Source organism: Colwellia maritima, assembly GCF_022669015.1.
GTDB lineage: Bacteria > Pseudomonadota > Gammaproteobacteria > Enterobacterales > Alteromonadaceae > Colwellia > Colwellia maritima.
In genome coordinates, this window is the sequence record NZ_JAKKSL010000003.1 from 435,882 (window position 1) to 453,868 (window position 17,987).

At 39.0% G+C, this 17,987-nt stretch carries 13 protein-coding genes and 4 pseudogenes; 6 read left to right on the forward strand and 11 right to left on the reverse strand.

Annotation, left to right across the window (positions count from 1 at the left end; genetic code table 11):
- Positions 1–7: 7 nt before the first annotated feature.
- Positions 8–2,188, reverse strand: coding sequence for a prolyl oligopeptidase family serine peptidase (locus tag L3081_RS17935; protein ID WP_242287410.1), 2,181 nt, complete (start codon positions 2,186–2,188; stop codon positions 8–10).
- Between the two features lie 313 nt (positions 2,189–2,501).
- Between L3081_RS17935 and L3081_RS17940 the strand changes: the two genes are divergently transcribed.
- On the forward strand, positions 2,502–3,389 hold the full coding sequence (locus L3081_RS17940) for a LysR substrate-binding domain-containing protein (RefSeq protein WP_242287412.1): 888 nt from the start codon (positions 2,502–2,504) through the stop codon (positions 3,387–3,389).
- 60 nt (positions 3,390–3,449) lie between these two features.
- On the opposite strand, the gene L3081_RS17945 is transcribed toward L3081_RS17940, so the two are convergent.
- The 8 genes and pseudogenes from L3081_RS17945 to L3081_RS27190 all read right to left on the reverse strand — a co-directional run bounded on the left by L3081_RS17945 (position 3,450) and on the right by L3081_RS27190 (position 9,513).
- Positions 3,450–3,686, reverse strand: a complete 237-nt coding sequence (locus tag L3081_RS17945) for a formate dehydrogenase subunit delta (protein ID WP_242287414.1) — start codon at positions 3,684–3,686, stop codon at positions 3,450–3,452.
- A gap of 3 nt (positions 3,687–3,689) precedes the next feature.
- Positions 3,690–4,523, reverse strand: coding sequence for a formate dehydrogenase accessory sulfurtransferase FdhD (gene fdhD / locus L3081_RS17950; protein WP_242287416.1), 834 nt, complete (start codon positions 4,521–4,523; stop codon positions 3,690–3,692).
- Between the two features lie 34 nt (positions 4,524–4,557).
- Positions 4,558–6,592: pseudogene (gene fdhF, locus L3081_RS17960) on the reverse strand (formate dehydrogenase subunit alpha).
- Positions 6,573–6,893 (reverse strand): 4Fe-4S dicluster domain-containing protein, encoded by a 321-nt coding sequence (locus L3081_RS28530; protein ID WP_242287601.1) that lies wholly within the window; start codon positions 6,891–6,893, stop codon positions 6,573–6,575. Before L3081_RS28530 ends, fdhF begins: the two are co-directional and overlap by 20 nt.
- Positions 6,803–7,438 (reverse strand): 2Fe-2S iron-sulfur cluster-binding protein, encoded by a 636-nt coding sequence (locus L3081_RS28535; protein ID WP_242287420.1) that lies wholly within the window; start codon positions 7,436–7,438, stop codon positions 6,803–6,805. The genes L3081_RS28530 and L3081_RS28535 overlap by 91 nt, the downstream gene beginning before the upstream one ends.
- Before the next feature lie 12 nt (positions 7,439–7,450).
- Positions 7,451–9,052 (reverse strand): formate dehydrogenase beta subunit, encoded by a 1,602-nt coding sequence (locus L3081_RS17975; protein ID WP_242287422.1) that lies wholly within the window; start codon positions 9,050–9,052, stop codon positions 7,451–7,453.
- A gap of 1 nt (position 9,053) precedes the next feature.
- Positions 9,054–9,404, reverse strand: a complete 351-nt coding sequence (locus L3081_RS17980) for an NAD(P)H-dependent oxidoreductase subunit E (RefSeq protein ID WP_242287423.1) — start codon at positions 9,402–9,404, stop codon at positions 9,054–9,056.
- On the reverse strand, positions 9,379–9,513 hold the full coding sequence (locus L3081_RS27190; RefSeq protein ID WP_274620607.1) for a thioredoxin domain-containing protein: 135 nt from the start codon (positions 9,511–9,513) through the stop codon (positions 9,379–9,381). Before L3081_RS27190 ends, L3081_RS17980 begins: the two co-directional genes overlap by 26 nt.
- 343 nt (positions 9,514–9,856) lie before the next feature.
- On the opposite strand from L3081_RS27190, the gene L3081_RS17985 reads away from it, so the two are divergent.
- Positions 9,857–10,024: a hypothetical protein gene (locus L3081_RS17985; protein WP_242287425.1), complete on the forward strand. Its 168-nt coding sequence runs from the start codon at positions 9,857–9,859 to the stop codon at positions 10,022–10,024.
- 32 nt (positions 10,025–10,056) lie between these two features.
- Positions 10,057–10,929 carry a substrate-binding domain-containing protein gene (locus L3081_RS17990; protein WP_242287427.1) on the forward strand — a complete coding sequence of 291 codons (873 nt, stop codon included), beginning with the start codon at positions 10,057–10,059 and terminating at the stop codon, positions 10,927–10,929.
- 118 nt (positions 10,930–11,047) lie between these two features.
- Here the strand turns inward: L3081_RS17990 and L3081_RS18000 are convergent.
- Positions 11,048–11,564 (reverse strand): annotated as a pseudogene (locus L3081_RS18000) (DUF3016 domain-containing protein).
- Positions 11,565–11,633: 69 nt separating this feature from the next.
- Positions 11,634–13,013: pseudogene (locus L3081_RS18005) on the reverse strand (PhoH family protein).
- Positions 13,014–13,265: 252 nt separating this feature from the next.
- Between L3081_RS18005 and rapA the strand changes: the two are divergent.
- From rapA to L3081_RS18020, 3 genes and pseudogenes are all read left to right on the forward strand, one after another.
- Positions 13,266–16,183, forward strand: a pseudogene (gene rapA, locus L3081_RS18010) (RNA polymerase-associated protein RapA).
- On the forward strand, positions 16,183–16,920 hold the full coding sequence (locus L3081_RS18015; protein WP_242287433.1) for a pseudouridine synthase: 738 nt from the start codon (positions 16,183–16,185) through the stop codon (positions 16,918–16,920). The pseudogene rapA and the gene L3081_RS18015 overlap by 1 nt, the downstream one beginning before the upstream one ends.
- 134 nt (positions 16,921–17,054) lie before the next feature.
- A complete protein-coding gene (locus L3081_RS18020; protein WP_242287435.1) occupies positions 17,055–17,975 on the forward strand; it encodes a DUF3530 family protein in 921 nt (306 codons plus the stop codon).
- The last annotated feature ends 12 nt before the right edge of the window (positions 17,976–17,987 follow it).

Below are 17,987 nucleotides of genomic sequence, written 5' to 3' on the forward strand. Positions count from 1 at the left end.
GGTTTTATTACTCTGGTAGTTTGTCAAATCCCATATTGAAGAGTGTAAAAGCAAATAGGTCTGCGTAAAGATCGATCGTTTTAGAAACGGGCGTACCCGCCCCATGACCACCATTTGTTTCAATTCGAATTAACGTGGGTGCAGTGCCGGCCTGCTTAGCTTGCAATTGAGCCGCAAATTTAAACGAATGAGCAGGTACAACGCGATCATCATGATCACCTGTTGTTATCATAGTCGCAGGATAGCTAACGCCTGATTTAACGTTATGCACGGGTGAATAGGCTTGCAAATAATTAAACATTTCTTCACTTTGCTCAGCTGTACCATAATCGTATGCCCAACCTGCACCCGCAGTAAAGGTATGATAACGAAGCATATCTAAAACCCCAACAGCCGGTAATGCTACTTGCATTAAATCAGGACGTTGCGTCATTACTGCGCCAACCAACAAGCCACCATTAGAGCCACCTTGCACAGCAAGATATTCGCTCGAAGTATAATTTTGCTCAATCAAGTATTCGCCTGCAGCAATAAAATCATCAAACACATTTTGTTTATTTAATTGTGTTCCTGCGTCATGCCATTTTTTACCGTACTCACCACCGCCACGTAAGTTAGCAACCGCGTAAATGCCTCCTTGCTCCATCCACACAGCACGAGTCACACTAAACGATGGGGTTAAACTGATATTAAAACCACCATAGGCATATAATAATGTTGGATTTTTACCATTCAGCTTAAGGCCTTTTTTATAGGTAATAATCATAGGTACTTGAGTACCGTCTTTTGAGGTATAAAATACTTGTTTAGATTCAAAGGCATTACTGTCAAATTTAGCACCTGATTTTTGATAAACGTTACTTTTACCCTCGTCTAAATTGTAACGGTAAATCGTATCAGGTGTTTTATAGTTGCTAAATGAATAATACAAGATACTATCATTTTTCTTACCTGAAAAATCACTCGCACTGCCTACGTCTGGCAGTGCAATTTCACGTATTTTTTTGCCTTGATAATCATATTGATACACTTTAGATATGGCATCAATCATATATTCTGTAAAGAAGTAACCTCCTCCTTTTGAAACACTCAATACGTTGTCTGTTTCAGGAATCAAGTCTATCCAATTTTGACGTGCAGGAGATTTCCCATTAACGGTAACCACTTTTTGGTTGGGCGCATCAATATTTGTTACTAAAAACAGAGTGTCGCCTTCGTTGTCTATCACGTAGGTGTCACCTAAAAAATCATCTACAATGGTAACTAACGGGCTATTAGGTTTAGTTAGGTCTTTTAAAAACAACTTATTGCCAGAAGTAGATACCGCACCTGAAATGATTAAATAACGGTTATCTTCGGTCACGCTACCACTCACATACCGATGTTTTTCTTGCGCAGTAGCCCCAAAAATGACCTTGTCGTTTTTTTGTGCTTGCCCTAATTGATGATAATACAGCTTATGTTGGTCTGTTTTGGCAGAGAGTTCACTCCCTTTGGGTTTGTCATAACTAGAGTAGTAAAAGCCTTCATTTTTATACCACGAAATACCTGAGAACTTTACATCAATTAACGGTGTTTCAAGCACTTTTTTGGTGGCTGCATCAACAATGATAATTTTACGCCAGTCACTACCGCCTTCTGAAATCGCATAAGCGGCAATAGAACCATCTTTAGAAAAACTTAATTGCCCCATTGAAGTCGTACCGTCTTCACTGAAAGTATTCGGATCTAAAAACAACTCTACTTCGCCACCGTCTTTTTGACGATAAACAACGTATTGATTTTGTAAACCATCGTTTTTGTAAAAATAGGTATAATCACCTTCTTTAAAAGGCGCGCCTATTTTTTCATAGTTCCATAATTCTCCTAAACGTGATTTCAATCGTTCGCGATAAGGGATCTGCTTTAAATAATCAAAGGTTAATTCATTTTGCGTTTTTACCCATTCACCCGTTTCTTCACTACGATCATCTTCTAACCAACGATAAGGGTCAGCAACTTGAGTACCAAAGTATGTATCAACAATATCGCCTTTTTTTGTTATGGGGTAATTCACATTTATACCTTTTGAATTGGCTGCAATAGCTGCAACATTTGACTCAGGGCTATGCCCTGAACACGCTGTTAATATAGAGGCTATTAACACACCAGTAACTATAGTACTGGATAAAATGATCTTATTCTTCATTCCATTACTCGCTGAATTAATTGAATCGTGTTTACAATAACTATTGACTTATTATTATTTAAATAAGACAAAGATATAAACAATTATTTTACAAACAATTAACACTGTAGCAGAAATGATATCAACTTGACTATGTTATAACGTAATGTTTATCGGCATCGGCGGAATATTACTGTTTCAGTTGTCTGGTTTAAATTAACGAATTAATTCATGAATCATGTAATACATTAAGCTAACTAAATAAATCTAATACGTTTACTATGCTATATTAACATTATTAATAAGCGCTAGATTAGAACGTTATAAATCGCACATGAATATAACATTAAAGCAGTTATCTGTATTTACCACCACAGCAAGACTCAGTGGCATCACAAAAGCGGCCCAAGCACTTTCTATGACACAATCTGCCGCGAGTCAGTCGCTAAAAGAGTTAGAGAATACCTTGGGTCACCCGCTATTTACACGTTATGGTCGTAAGTTAGTAATCAATGATCACGGGCAAGCATTGCTAAGTAAAGCGACACAAATGCTCGCATTACAAACCCAAATTCAGCAACCAACCACGGTTGAGTTACAAGGAGAATTGAAAGTAGCTGCCAGTGTTACCATCGGCTCTTATGTTATGCCTCAGATTTTAGCTTCATTTATAGCAAAACATCCACGAGTAGAGCCTAAACTCGCCATTAGTAACTCTGACTTCGTAACAGATAAGCTTATGGCCGGACAGGCTCATATAGGTTTAATTGAAGCCCCTATTTCGCATCAATCGCTACATTTATCTCCTTGGCGTAGTGATGAACTTGCAATTTTTTGCGCCGCCGACAATAGCCTAGCCACTCAAAATAAATTAACGATTGAAGATATGTCAAAACAACGCCGGATATTACGTGAACACGGCTCTGGCACACGCACTGTGTTCGTTAATGCGATGCAACAACAAGGAGGTATAATAAGTCACAGCATGGACTTAGCAAGACAAGAAGCAATAAAGCAAGCCGTTAAAGCTAACTTGGGTTTAGGAGTATTATCCTTATTATCCATTCAACAAGAATTAGCGCTTGGTATATTTAAAGTGCTGCCAAGCCCTTTAAATTTAAACCGTCAGCTATCTATTATTCAATCTGAGCATTATTATTATGACCCGCTAGTAAATGCTTTTTATGATTTTCTTCAGCAGCAACGCTCAAATGACCAATGAACTCGATTTTCTCTTTCTTATAAGTTGAAAGGAAATTTAAGTTAAAAATAAAATTGGTTTTTATTTTTGAAGTTCAGCCGCCTTTAAGCTGTGAACGGCAAGTTTCGAGATGGTATTGAGTAATTTACCATCACAAGTAGCATAATCAATAATTTTATCTGTCATAGACGGTGCCCAAAAATTACGGATATGCACAACCACTTTAGGAACTATTACGGCTTCATTTTCACCTATAGCAATATGTTCGGCAATATGGTTAATCATTTTTATTAAATTATTTAATTCTGCGCATGACATTATTTATTTCTCTTTTTTTAATCGATAGGCATGGCTATAAACAACATGCCTATTTTGTCGTGAAAAACCGATCAGAGTAATACCTGTTTCATCGGCAATATTTATCGCTAATGTTGTTGGTGCTGATACAGCCGCGATAATAGCAATTCCCGCTTTTGCTGCTTTTTGTACAATTTCGTAACTAGCGCGACTTGATATTAATAGAAAGCCAGGCTGACGTAACACATGATCAGACCACAGCAAACCAATGAGTTTATCCAGAGCATTGTGACGACCCACATCTTCACAGACGTGGATAACATTGCCATCTATATCGCACCAAGTAGCACCATGAACCGCTCCTGTTAATTTTTGTAAAGGTTGGTGCCTTGCCAAATTAACGGTAGCCTGATTGATGGCTGCATGTTCGATAGTAAAATTACTAACCACTGACTCTAATGGCACCTTAACTTGCTCTAACGATTCTGCACCACAAATGCCACACCCCGTTCTTCCTGTTAAACTTCGACGACGGCCTTTTAACTGAATAAAACGCCGACTGGATATAGTTAAAGCTATTTCAATACCTTTTTCTTGTTCAATAATATCAATAGCATATATCTCATCAGTGCGATTAATAATGCCTTCAGTTAAGCTAAAGCCTATAGCAAAGTTTTCCAATGCCGTTGGACTTACCATCATCACAGCATGAGAAATACCATTGTAAACCAAGGCCACAGCAACTTCTTGGGCAATTAAGTCAGCACAACGATCGACGGCATTGTTTTGCCATACGTTAACATTTTGCTTTACTAAGCCTAATTGCTCTTTAACAGGCCCCACTATTGTATTATTCAACACTCACTCCATTTCAGTTATTTACTTTGTATTTTTAGGCATCAGCCTTATTTACAAAATCAATTTGTGTCTCTGTAAACGACTTATGAGCATGCTGCCAGTTTGACTTCTCAGTAACTTTAGTAATTTGCACCGCGGTTACTTTATATTCAGGGCAATTGGTAGCCCAATCTGAATTGTCAGTGGTGACGACATTAGCACCACTTTCGGGGTGATGGAACGTGGTATAAACCACTCCTGGTTGTACTCGATCGGATAATTGGACAGTTAACGCTGTCTCTCACCCGGCTTTTTACTTGTACTAAATCACCGTTGTTAATACCGCGATCTTCTGCATCATGAGGATGAACTTCGAGAATATCTTTATCATGCCAATCATGATTAGCTGTTCGTCGAGTTTGTGCACCAACATTGTATTGGGATAAAATACGTCCTGTCGTTAGCAAAAAGGGAAAATGTTTATTCACTTTTTCAGAAGTAGCCACATATTCAGTTAGCACAAATAAACCTTTACCACGTACAAAACCCTCTACGTGCATTATTGGCGTACCATTGGGTGCTTGTTCATTGCAAGGCCACTGTAAAGATCCTTCCTCATCAAGGCGCTGATAGTTTACTCCGCTAAAGGTTGGTGTTAATGCAGCTATTTCATCCATAATTTCAGACGGGTGGTTATATTTCATTTCATAACCTAACGCATTTGATAGAGCCATAGTGCCTTCCCAATCGGCTTTGCCACCTAATGGCGCCATCACTTTTCTTACCGGCGAAATTCGTCGCTCAGCATTAGTAAAGGTGCCATCTTTCTCTAAAAACGAGGCGCCAGGTAAAAACACATGGGCGTATTTAGCTGTTTCATTCAGGAATAGATCCTGAACTATTAAACAATCCAAATTACGCAGCGCAGCTTGTACATGATGAGTATTAGGATCAGATTGAGCAATGTCTTCTCCTTGACAATATAACCCTTTATAGCTTCCCGCCACAGCGGCATCTAACATATTAGGTATACGTAATCCTGGCTTATTATCGATTTCGACCTGCCAATGTTGTTCAAATTGTTGACGTACAGCGTCATCTGAAACATGGCGATAACCCGGTAGTTCATGAGGAAAGGATCCCATGTCACAAGAGCCTTGAACATTATTTTGTCCCCGTAAAGGATTAATCCCAACGCCGTCTCTGCCAATATTCCCCGTCAGCATCGCTAGATTAGCAATTCCCATAACCATAGTCGACCCTTGACTATGCTCAGTAACACCCAAGCCATAATATATTGCACCATTATTGGCTTTTGCATATAACCTTGCCGATGCTCTTAACTCTTCTGCCGGTATACCTGTAACATCTGCCATAGCCTCTGGGGAATTATGCTCTTGACAAATAAAAGCTTTCCAACGCTCAAAAGCCTCCAATTCACAGCGTTCTTCAATGTACGTTTGAGCATGTAAATTTTCAGTAATAATGACATGCGCCATAGCATTAATAAAAGCGACATTGGTACCTGGTCGTAACTTCAAATGATGATGTGTTTCAACATGCGGGCTTTTCACTAAATCAATACGGCGCGGATCTACCACAATCAATTTAGCTCCTTCACGCAAACGCTTTTTCAATCTCGACGCAAATACTGGGTGTGCATCTGTTGGATTAGCCCCAACGACCATGACTACATCGGCTTTTTCGACTGAGTCAAATGTTTGTGTTCCCGCAGACTCTCCTATGGTGGTTTTTAACCCGTATCCCGTAGGTGAATGACAAACCCTTGCGCAGGTATCAACATTATTATTACCAAATGCCGCCCTGACCAATTTTTGCACTAAGTAAGTTTCCTCGTTAGTACAACGTGATGAAGTAATACCACCAACACTGTTTTTACCATATTGTTGCTGAATTGATTTAATTTTAGTGGCGGCAAAGTTGACCGCTTCGTTCCAAGATACTTTTTTCCATGCATCATCAATGCTGTCTCGGATCATTGGTGTGGTGACGCGCTCTGCGTGAGTTGCATAACCAAAAGCGAATCGGCCTTTAACACAAGAATGTCCTCTATTCGCCTCCCCCTTTATAAGGCACCATGCGAACGACTTCGTCCCCTTTTAACTCAGCTTTAAATGCACAGCCAACGCCACAATAAGCACATGTTGTAACAACACTACTCATCGGTTGACCTTTTTCAATGACCGAATTTTCCATCAAGGTGGATGTTGGGCATGCTTGCACACATGCCCCACATGAAACACATTCAGAATCCATAAAATTTTCAGCTTGCCCTGCCGTCACCTTAGAATCAAAACCACGCCCCTCAACTGTAAGCGCGAAAGTGCCCTGTACTTCTTCACAAGCTCGTACGCAACGCGAGCAAACAATGCATTTACTGGGCTCAAAAGTAAAATATGGATTCCGGTATCTTTTTCTGCTGTCAAATGATTTTTACCTTCAAAACCATAACGCACATCTCTTAAGCCGACTTGTCCGGTAACATCTTGTAATTCACAATCACCGTTAGCAGCACAGGTTAAACAATCTAATGGGTGATCAGAAATATAAAGCTCCACCACATTACGGCGTATTTTGGCTATTTTCTGGTTTTGCGTTTTTACAACTAAGCCCTCTTCTACTGGTGTAGTACAAGAAGCAGGAAAACCTCTCCGGCCTTCTATCTCAACTAAACAAACACGACAAGAACCAAACGCTTCAATTGAATCTGTAGCACATAGTTTAGGAATGTTAATGTCTGCCAAAGCTGCTGCGCGCATAATAGAAGTACCTTCAGGCACCGCTATGTTTTGACCATCAATAGTGATGTTGATCAATTCAGCTGAGTTATCCGTAGCAAAATTTACGCCTGCTGACGGCGTTCCATAGTCTTTATTGGGATTACTCTCTTTTTTAGGATCGAAGTATTGCAACATGGTAACGCCCTCTTAAACCTTGTGTGAAGAAATAAAATCTTCAGGAAAATATTTTAACGCACTCATCACAGGAAAAGGAGTCATGCCCCCCATCGCACATAATGAGCCATACGTCATGGTTTCGCATAAGTCTTCCAAAAGTGTGAAATTTTCTTCAAAAAGAGCCGAATCCTTGTTTGTAGATAGAATTTTATCGATCACCTCGATACCACGAGTTGAGCCAATACGGCAAGGCGTACATTTTCCACATGACTCTTCCGCGCAAAATTCCATAGAAAAACGCGCCTGCTCGGCCATATCTACGCTATTATCGAAAGCAACTATCCCCCCATGACCAAGTACTGCATTAATGCTAGTAAAGGCTTCATAATCTAAGGCTGTATGCCATTGGCTTTCGGGTAAATAAGCTCCTAAAGGCCCACCAACTTGCACACTTTTTATCGGTTTACCGGTACGAGTACCCCCGCCAAAATCTTTCAGTAAACTATGCAGTGAAGGGCCAAAAGCTAATTCAACTAAGCCGGCTTGTTTGATGTTTCCTGCCAATTGAAATGGTAGGGTACCTCGTGATCTTCCCATACCAAAATCCTGATAATAATTTGCACCTTTAGCTAAAATAATAGGTACAGATGCGAGCGAAATAACATTATTGATGACTGTAGGTTTTTGCCAAAGACCATTAATAGCGGGTAGCGGAGGCTTAGCCCTAACCATACCTCGTTTACCTTCAATGCTTTCCATCAAAGCGGTTTCTTCACCACAAATATAAGCCCTGACCCCTAGTCGCACTTCGATAGTAAATTCTTTACTGCTACCTTGAATATTTTTCCCAAGATAGTTTTCGTTAGTGGCAAGTTCAATCGCTTTATTTAACACCTCGTGTGCTAGCGGATATTCTTCACGTAAATAGATAAATCCTACTGTTGCACCAACGGCTAAACCGGCAATGATCATTCCCTCAAGCAAGCAAAAGGGATCACTCTCCATAATCATGCGATCAGCATAAGTACCTGAATCACCTTCATCTGCATTACACACTATATACTTTTGATCCGCAGACGCATTTAACACTGTTTGCCATTTAATACCCGTAGGAAAAGCTGCACCTCCTCGTCCACGTAAACCAGAGTCAGTTACCGTAGACACAATTTGCTGAGCAGAATCCAGTAATGCTTGTTTTAGCCCTAAAAATCCACCATGCTCGCAATAGTCATCAATGCAAAGGGGATCAATAATACCTACTCGTGAAAAAGTTAGCCTTTGTTGTTTTTTCAAATAGGGTATTTCTTCAGTCAACCCCAGATAAAGTGGGTGCCCTTCATTTTCCTGCCAACATAAAGATTCTATAAAATCTTCAACATCATCAGCCTTCACAGGCCCATAGGCCACTCGTCCTCGTTCCGTTTGTATTTCTATCATGGGTTCTAACCAATATAAACCCCGAGACCCATTACGCACGATATGCAGGGGTAAGTTATTTTTATCCGCTAAATGTTGAATAATATTGGCTACTTTATCAGAGCCTAACGATAGTGCCGTGGTATCTCTGGGAATATATAAGGTATGCATAGAGGCATTTTTTGACGTATTTCTAGGTATAGATACTGAACTCATTTTATTTCACCTCCACAACTTGCGTACGAAGCGAAGAAAGCAATTGCTCAAATTTAGCTATATCGACATGACCATGCACTTCATCACCAATGCGTATGGCAGGAGAACACGCGCAATTACCTAAGCAATATACTGGCTCTAGGGTAATATCACCATCAGCCGTGGTTTGTTGATAATCAATATTCAACACTTTTTTAGCATGAGCCTCTAGCCCCCTACTTCCCATAGCCTGGCAAGACTCCGCTCTGCAAATCTGAATAGTGTGATTGCCCGCAGGTGTTGAACGGAAATAATGGTAGAAACTCACTACACCATGTACTTCAGCTCTAGAAAGGTTTAAACCATCCGCCAAAGAAAGGCAATGACTCAGGAGGGATATAACCTATTTTGTCCTGTACCGCATGTAAAATAGGTAACAATGCACCTGGTTTATCCCGCATCGCTTCGACTATCTTGGCCACGTCACTAGTTTGCCAAGAGGCTGAATGAAATTGTTTGTTCATAAGGGGCTCTGTATGTTTTTTGTCATTAACTCAGTATAGATAAATTTATTCCAAAACAACCGCCAACTAAATTACATCACTGGCAACAGTTTTGATAATGGTGTACATACAGTAACAATATATGCACAAAACTACCTATTTAAATTTTATATGTTAAACTTAAAAATCCAGAATAACATAGCTTTATAGCCACCTAAATATGAACTTTAATTCCTATATATTTAAAGAATAAACTAGATAATTATTTATCAATGTGGGCTAAACAAAAAACATCGATCTAAAACAAGGGACAAGAAGCACCATGACTAAACGTATTCATATCAGCCCTGCTTGGTCATTTCATGATGACGCAGGCAATAAACTTAACGCTCAGTTATTCCCTTTGCTTAACGGAATCAAAAAAACAGGAAAGTTAACCGCTGCAGCAAAGTTCGCAAATATTTCTTATCGACATGGTGGAATCTTCTAGAACAGGCAACATTGTTTTTTGGAAATAAACTAGTGATATTAGAAAAAGGTCGAGGTGCCACGGTCACCCCGCTAGGTGAAAAATTATTGTGGGCTGAACAAAGGGTCGCAGCAAGATTACAACCGCAAATGGAAAACCTAGCATCAGAGTTAAATATTGAAATTCATAAGGAAATGGCTGATTTAACTCCTGTTTTACGTCTACACGCAAGTCATGGTTACGCCGTTGCACTCTTGCCGGCGTTCGCCAAAAACTTCCAATTAGACCTGCAATATAAAAGCTCACACGACGCACTTTCTGCTTTAAGTCGCAATGCCTGCGATCTTGCCGGTATACACATTCCCGCTAACATACCTACTGAATCGGTAATTGAGCGCTATAGCCATCACCTTAAAAAACAAAATAATAAGGATAGTTACAAAATCATTCGTTTTATTACTCGTCAGCAAGGATTAATGGTTGCTCCATTAAATCCAAAATCGATACGCAATATCAATGACTTGAGCAAAAGCGGTATTAAATTTATTAATAGACACAAAGATTCAGGTACACGAGCGCTACTAGATCAATTACTCAGTGATCAAAACATCATGACTAATGAAATAGATGGGTATCAAGATGAGGAGTTTACTCATTCAGCTGTCGCAGCTTATGTTGCTGCAGGTATGGCAGACGTAGGTTTTGGTGTAAAGGCGGCGGCAAAACACTTTAACCTTGAATTCATTGAAGTAGCCAGTGAACATTATTTAATGATTTGTCATGAGCGCAGTTTAGAACAACCCGCATTAATTCACTTTCTAGAACAAATACGAAGTGCTGAATTTCATAACAAAGTTTATCAATTAGCCGGTTATTCAGCTCAGAAATGCGGCGTTATTGAATCTTTAACTGACAGCCTTTCGTGAGTAGTGTGCAACATAACATGCTAAATAAAACATGATTGTTGCAAGGCCGCTACCGTCAAAATTAATTTGGTACTTAACAGAGTTTATTCTTTATTCTTTATTCTTTATTCTTTATTCTTTATTCTTTATTCTTAACAAGTTGCTCTTTAAACGTGTCAAAAAACCAATCATCAAGCATCTTCTTTTCATAACCGAGGGATTCTTGACGGTATCTCAACGATGCCCCCATCATAAAACTCATATCTTTTAGGATCACATCATCAGTAAGCATGACACTGCCATTGGCATCAATTAATTGATAGGAAAAGTTCATACGAGGAAAGTAAATATCTCTGATAATACGTAACCGACTGATACCAAGCATCATGAGTATCACCGGCTAAATCTATATCCGTTACCTCAATTTTTAATACCTGCCCCTCAGGAAGCTTTGTCGCAAGTTTACTAAAGTGTTTTTCAAAGCTTTGAAAGGTATTTTCACGAAAGTGTTTTCTGTGCCCTTCCCCAGGGTCAATATCCCGGTATTTATCATAATCGGTCCATGTAACTTCTACTGTTGCCGCAGAAGCAACAGTAGTACCTAGTATAAAACCGAATAAAGACAAAAAGATAACGCTGTAATTAAGTATTTTCATAATGATATAGCTTCTGTTAAATATTATTAATTTAGTGCTCGTCACACACTGACTTATTACACAAACCCTTTATAAGTTTTCCTCAGCAAACGAGGCTAATCGGCTTCGTACAACACCATTAAGGTTAACAGTTGCACTCCCTGGAAAATCTTTGAATCGTTCAACAATATAAGTTAACCCCGATGTCACCGCGGTTAAATAATTACTATCAATTTGTGCTAAGTTGCCTGAACACACTAGTTTAGTGCCTTCACCACAGCGCGTTATAATCGTTTTAAGTTGTGATGCCGTTAAGTTTTGACATTCATCTAACAGTACTAATGCATTTTGAATACTACGCCCACGCATGAAGTTAACCGACTTAAACTGAATATTCGCCTTATCCATAATATAGTCTAAACTGCCTGACATACTCTCATCTTGCTTATGTAATACTTCTAAGGAATCAGTGATAGCCGCCACCATGGCGCCATTTTTTCTTCTTCGGTTCCTGGCAAAAAGCCAATAGATTCAGCTATTTCAGGTGTACTACGTGTCACGATGATTTTATCATACAAGCCACTTTCTACTACTTGCTCTAAAGCTGTAGCAAGTGCCAATAAGGTTTTACCACACCCCGCAGGACCGGTTAAAATAACTAAATCAATGGTTGGGTCAAGCAAAGCATCCATAGCCATGCCTTGGTAAATATTTTTAGGATGAATACCCCAAGCTGTTTTTCCGAGTAATCGTTCACGACCTAAATCCAAAATGGACACTTGCTCGTCACTCCAACCAGTAACTTTCCCAAAGAAAGGTTTCACTTTCATCAATAAGGTATTCATTCATATAACATAACGGCACTGAGCTTTTATCCACAATATGAGTGGTATTTCTTCCTTCAGTTTGCGTATCGCAAACCTTAACATGCTGCCAAAAATCCCCTTCAAACTGATGATAACCTTTAGTTAAAAATTGAATATCATCAATAAGTTGGTCTGTTCTGTAATCTTCTACATGCGCTAAGCCTGCTCCCTTTGCTTTTAAACGCATGTTAATATCTTTAGTCACCAAAACTATTTTACTGGTGGGATTTTCTTTTTGGATATGCAAAGCCGCATTAATAATTCGATTATCATTTTCATTAAAAGACAATACTTGTGCAGTTTGCTTTAAACTGTAGTCATTAATAATAGATAAATGACCGGCGGGGTGTTGTTCATCATTTTGTGGCAATTTTACACCTGCTAATACCTCCTCTGGGGTCGCATCAGAAAGAGTATCCTCAAGTGCTCGAATAGCAACCCTTGCATCTCTACTAACATCTTTTCGTCTATCTTTAATTGAGTCTAATTCTTCTAACACTGTCATAGGAACAACCACGTCATGCTCTTTAAAAGATAAAAAAGCGAAGGGTTCGTGCAGAAGGATATTGGTGTCGAGAATATAAATTGTTTTTTCATCACTCATATAAGCATCTCCGGCCTAATACTATGCAGACAAAAGTAGTATAATGATAAGAACGTAGCGTTACTGTACAGAATCAGCACCTACTATTTAACAATGGCAGTTTATTTAAAGTATGACAAGAAAAAATTGCTAATCTTTACTAAAGCTAACTATTATTATTTACAGCGAAAAGGTAATATAGCGCCTTTTTTCAGTGCTGCGTGTTCAGCATCGTAATTTCGCCTAAATTTTTAAGTTGTTTGGAGTTTTTTTATGCCATTTCAGGTAGGTCAACGTTGGATAAGTGATAGTGAATCAGATCAAGGGTTAGGAACCGTTACCAATATAGAACACAGATTCGTTACTATTATTTTTACCGCAACGGGTGAATCTAGACAATATGCAAAAGCGAATGCCCCATTAACACGGGTTATTTTTAATCCTGGTGACTCTATACCAAGCCATGAAGGTTGGACATTAAAAGTCACCTCAATGACTGAAGATAATGGCATTATTACCTATCACGGCGTTAAGCAAGGTAGTGAATCTGAAGAAACAATATCACTAAAAGAAGTGATGATTGATCACTTTATTAAATTTAATAAACCACACGACCGTTTACTAAATAATCAAGTAGATAGGCTTGATTGGTTTAGCCTTCGTAAAAGCTGTATAAATCACCAATATCAACAGCAACAATCTGAATTGATGGGCTTAACAGGCGCGCGCGTAAACCTTATTCCTCATCAACTTTATATTGCTGATGAAGTAGGCAACCGTTTCGCGCCCCGAGTGTTACTTGCTGATGAAGTAGGTTTAGGTAAAACTATTGAAGCCGGCCTAATCATTCATCAACAACTTGTGAGTGGTCGAGCAAAACGTATCTTAATTATAGTACCAGATTCATTAATGCATCAATGGTGGTAGAAATGCTACGACGTTTCAACCTTAATTTTAGCATTTTTGATGAAGAACGCTGTGCGGAAGTGGTGGTGATGATAATACAAACCCATTTAGTAGCGAACAATTAGTACTTGTAAACCTCAACTTTGTGACTAAAAACCCACAATGGTATGACGAACTAATTAATGAAGACTGGGACTTGATGGTAGTAGATGAAGCACACCACTTAAATTATAGCCAAGACAATCCAAGTATTGAATATCAATGTATTGATCAATTAGCGCAAGTGATTCCTGGTGTACTATTACTAACTGCAACACCTGATCAATTGGGTCATGAAAGCCATTTCGCCCGTTTACGTTTGCTCGATCCAGACAGGTTTTTTGATTATAACAAATTTATCGAAGAAGAATCACATTATAGTGAAGTAGCCGATGCTGCTAATGCATTACTTGAAGGAATAAAATTATCAAGTAGTCAAGAAAGCACCTTGTCTGACCTACTCAAAGAGTCTGATATTAGCCAACAACTAATACAATTAAATGATAAAGATAATGAACAAAAAGAAAACATTCGATCGCAATTAGTCTCTCAGTTGCTCGATAGACATGGTACAGGTCGCATCTTATTTAGAAACTCTCGTAATTCCATCAAAGGCTTCCCTGCGCGTGAAACACATTCAGCAGCACTAACAATGCCCGAGCAATACCAAGAAGCTTTAAATGAGTTTATGCTCAGCGACTGCCCCGAAGGATTAGCAAAAAAAGCACAAGCCAAGTATGTTTTTACACCTGAAATGTTATATGGCTTAGATAATAAAGCTGAGGCATGGACTACGTTTGATCCAAGAGTAGATTATTTAATTGATTTACTAAAATCTTTAAAAAAAGAAAAAGTATTAGTCATTTGTGCCCATGCACAAACTGCCATTGATTTAGAAGCGGTACTACGTATAAAAGAAGGAATACGCTCAGCAGTCTTTCACGAGGGGCTATCGATATTTGAACGAGATAAAGCGGCGGCTTATTTTGCCCAAGATGAAAACAGTGCACAGCTGTTACTTTGCTCGGAAATAGGTAGCGAAGGACGAAACTTTCAGTTTGCACACCACTTAGTATTATTTGATTTACCCAGTAATCCCGACTTATTAGAACAACGTATTGGACGTCTAGATCGTATTGGTCAAACTGAAGTAATACGATTGCACGTGCCATATTTTGAAGATTCTGCACAAGCTTTATTATTTGATTGGTATAAACAAGGGTTACAAGCATTTGAGCACACTTGTGTAACTGGTCGCGTGGTGTATGAAACTTATGGTGAGCAATTATTATCGTTAGCCTTAAGTGCCCAAACAGGTGTCACGTGAGGCAGAAGAACTCATTAGTGAAACCTGGAAAAAACACTGTCAAATAAAGGCAGAGTTAGAATCTGGCCGCGATAAATTACTCGAACTAAACTCCTCAGGTCAAGGACGCGCGCAAGCATTAGTTGAGAAAATTGCTCGCAATGACAGACAAATACACTTACCTCAATTTATGTTTCAAGCACTTGATGTTTTTGGTGTTCAACAAGACGATAAAGCCGACAATGCTATTGCACTAAATCAAAGCGAACACATGCTTAACAATAATTTTCCTTGTTTACCTGAAGATGGTACAACCGTTACCTTTGATCGTGACACAGCATTAATTAATGAGAATTATCAATTACTCACTTGGGACCACCCCATGGTTCGTGGCGTTATGGACTTAGTGCTTAGTGATGAGATTGGTAATGCCAGTATCGGATTATTAAAAAATGAAGCCTTACCCGTGGGCACTTTCTTTCTAGAATGTTTATTTACTGTCGAAGCAACAGCTCCAAGACATTTGCAACTGAATCGTTATCTACCAACAACACCTATTCGAATTTTAGTTGATAAAGTGGGTAATAACCTTGCCGACAAAGTCACTGAGACCGTTTTAGATAACCAACTAACCCCAGTTAAAAAGCAAATGGCATTACAATTAATTAAAGCTTTAAAATCACAAATAGGTCCATTAGTAACGAAAGCGGAAGAGCACGGTAAACAGCAAATTAAAGCAATTCAAACCAAAGCATCCACCTCAATGCAAGCCAAGCTTGAAAAAGAACAACAAAGATTAACCGCCTTAAAGGCCATTAATCCAAGTGTTAGACAAGCTGAAATTGATTTTATAGCTCATCAGCAAAACGAATTACTTCACTATATAGATAAAGCACAGCTAACCTTTGAAGCCATACGTATGATTGTGGTAACGCATTAATGACTGCCAATCCTGAGTTTGTCTATACCCCTCCAATGAATCCTTATCTTGATATTGTTTATCAAGATAAGGATATTGTTGTATTAAATAAAAGTAGCGGTCTACTGAGTGTACCTGGGCGATTGCCAGAGCATCAAGATTGTTTACAAAACAGAGTACAGCGTGTTTTACCTACAGCCACAGTAGTGCATCGTTTGGATATGGCAACGTCAGGTATTATTATTATGGCACTCAACAAACCTGCACATGTTTTTATTAGTCGACAATTTGAACAAAGAAAAACTGAAAAAAGCTACATTGCTCGAGTGTATGGGCATGTAAAAGCGCAAGAAGGTAGCGTTAATTTGCCACTCATTTGTGATTGGCCTAATAGACCTAAACAAAAAGTTGATCATGAAAATGGCAAGCAGTCACTAACCCATTACAAAGTATTGAGTTACAGCGAGCAAAATTCAACAGTCGGTCACAGTTTAGCGCATAATTTAGATAATAGTGTAGAGGGTTGTATCAATAGCACCTTACTTGAATTAACACCGATAACGGGTCGTTCTCATCAACTACGCGTCCATATGCTAGCCTTGGGTCACCCTATTCTGGGTGATCGATTATACGCCCATGATAAAGCATTATCGGCTAGCCCCAGGTTACAATTACACGCCCAACACTTGAGTTTAGCGCATCCAACAACAGGAGAGATACTCAGTTTTAACGCTCCTTGTTCATTTACAACGGCATAAAACTATTAACATATTTCGTTAATAGTTTTATCGAATAAGCCGATATAAACTTATTCAGCCCATTTTTAACATCATAATAAATACGGATAAGCTGTGCGCGTGCTATTTAAATCAACATTACTTACACTTTTTTCTTGCTATTAAGTTGGTCAAGCTTTGCTGTATTAGCACAACAAGATGAAAATATTGACGAGGAAAAAACGGTTACTCAAATAACATCTGCAACGTCTGAGCCTGAAGTAACGAATACAAGTAACCGTAAGACTAATGCCGTACCTCCCAAACCCTTGACCTTGCAATATAACGAAGACATAAAACACTACCTGCCGGCAAGTAAAGTAACGCCTTTATTAGCCGGTACTGAAGAATACATTACTTTAATTACTGAAAATAGCAGCATGAATAACAAAGGTGTGGCTATTTTATTACCTGACTGGGAACAGGGAGCGACAAGTCCTAAAGCATTAAATTTTTTACGTCAACAACTCCCTGAACAAGGCCGGACGACCATCAGTGTTCAACCAAGCAGTAAACCAAGTAACTATCCGTCAAATGCCATAACGGTCCTACAGCAACAAGAAGAAAATAAAAAAATTATTGATGAATACCGGCGAAAACTGAGTGTCATGATGAACGCAGTGATTGAAAAGGCGAATGAATTCCCTGGTATTATTATGATCGTTGCTCAGGGTAATCATAGTGCAATGTTAGTAGAACTATTGAATCAAGACATCAATCCTCCGCAGATTACTCAACCGCCTAATGCCTTAGTTTTATTAAGTAGCTATGTATTGAGCAGTAACGTTTTACTTGATGAAACCAATACGGTTTTTGCAAAACAATTAGCAAAAAGTGAATATCCCGTTTTAGATCTATACTTAAAACATGATAACCCTGTAGTCATTTCAAAAGCCAAGCAACGTCTCACATTGTCGAAGCAAGAAATGAAAGTTTATTATCGACAACGACAACTGAATAATACCGCCATGGGATACTACCCAGAACAAGAGCTACTCACCCAGATCAACAGCCGGTTAAAAGCGATTGGCCGGTAACAACCTTGTACC

Excerpts from the sequence above, each read along its gene's own strand:
- L3081_RS17935 (WP_242287410.1), bottom strand. The coding sequence starts at position 2,188 with ATGAAGAATAAGATCATTTTATCCAGTACTATAGTTACTGGTGTGTTA.
- L3081_RS17940 (WP_242287412.1), top strand. The coding sequence starts at position 2,502 with ATGAATATAACATTAAAGCAGTTATCTGTATTTACCACCACAGCAAGA.
- L3081_RS17945 (WP_242287414.1), bottom strand. The coding sequence starts at position 3,686 with ATGTCATGCGCAGAATTAAATAATTTAATAAAAATGATTAACCATATT.
- L3081_RS28535 (WP_242287420.1), bottom strand. The coding sequence starts at position 7,438 with ATGTTGCAATACTTCGATCCTAAAAAAGAGAGTAATCCCAATAAAGAC.
- L3081_RS17975 (WP_242287422.1), bottom strand. The coding sequence starts at position 9,052 with ATGAGTTCAGTATCTATACCTAGAAATACGTCAAAAAATGCCTCTATG.
- L3081_RS17985 (WP_242287425.1), top strand. The coding sequence starts at position 9,857 with ATGACTAAACGTATTCATATCAGCCCTGCTTGGTCATTTCATGATGAC.
- L3081_RS18015 (WP_242287433.1), top strand. The coding sequence starts at position 16,183 with ATGACTGCCAATCCTGAGTTTGTCTATACCCCTCCAATGAATCCTTAT.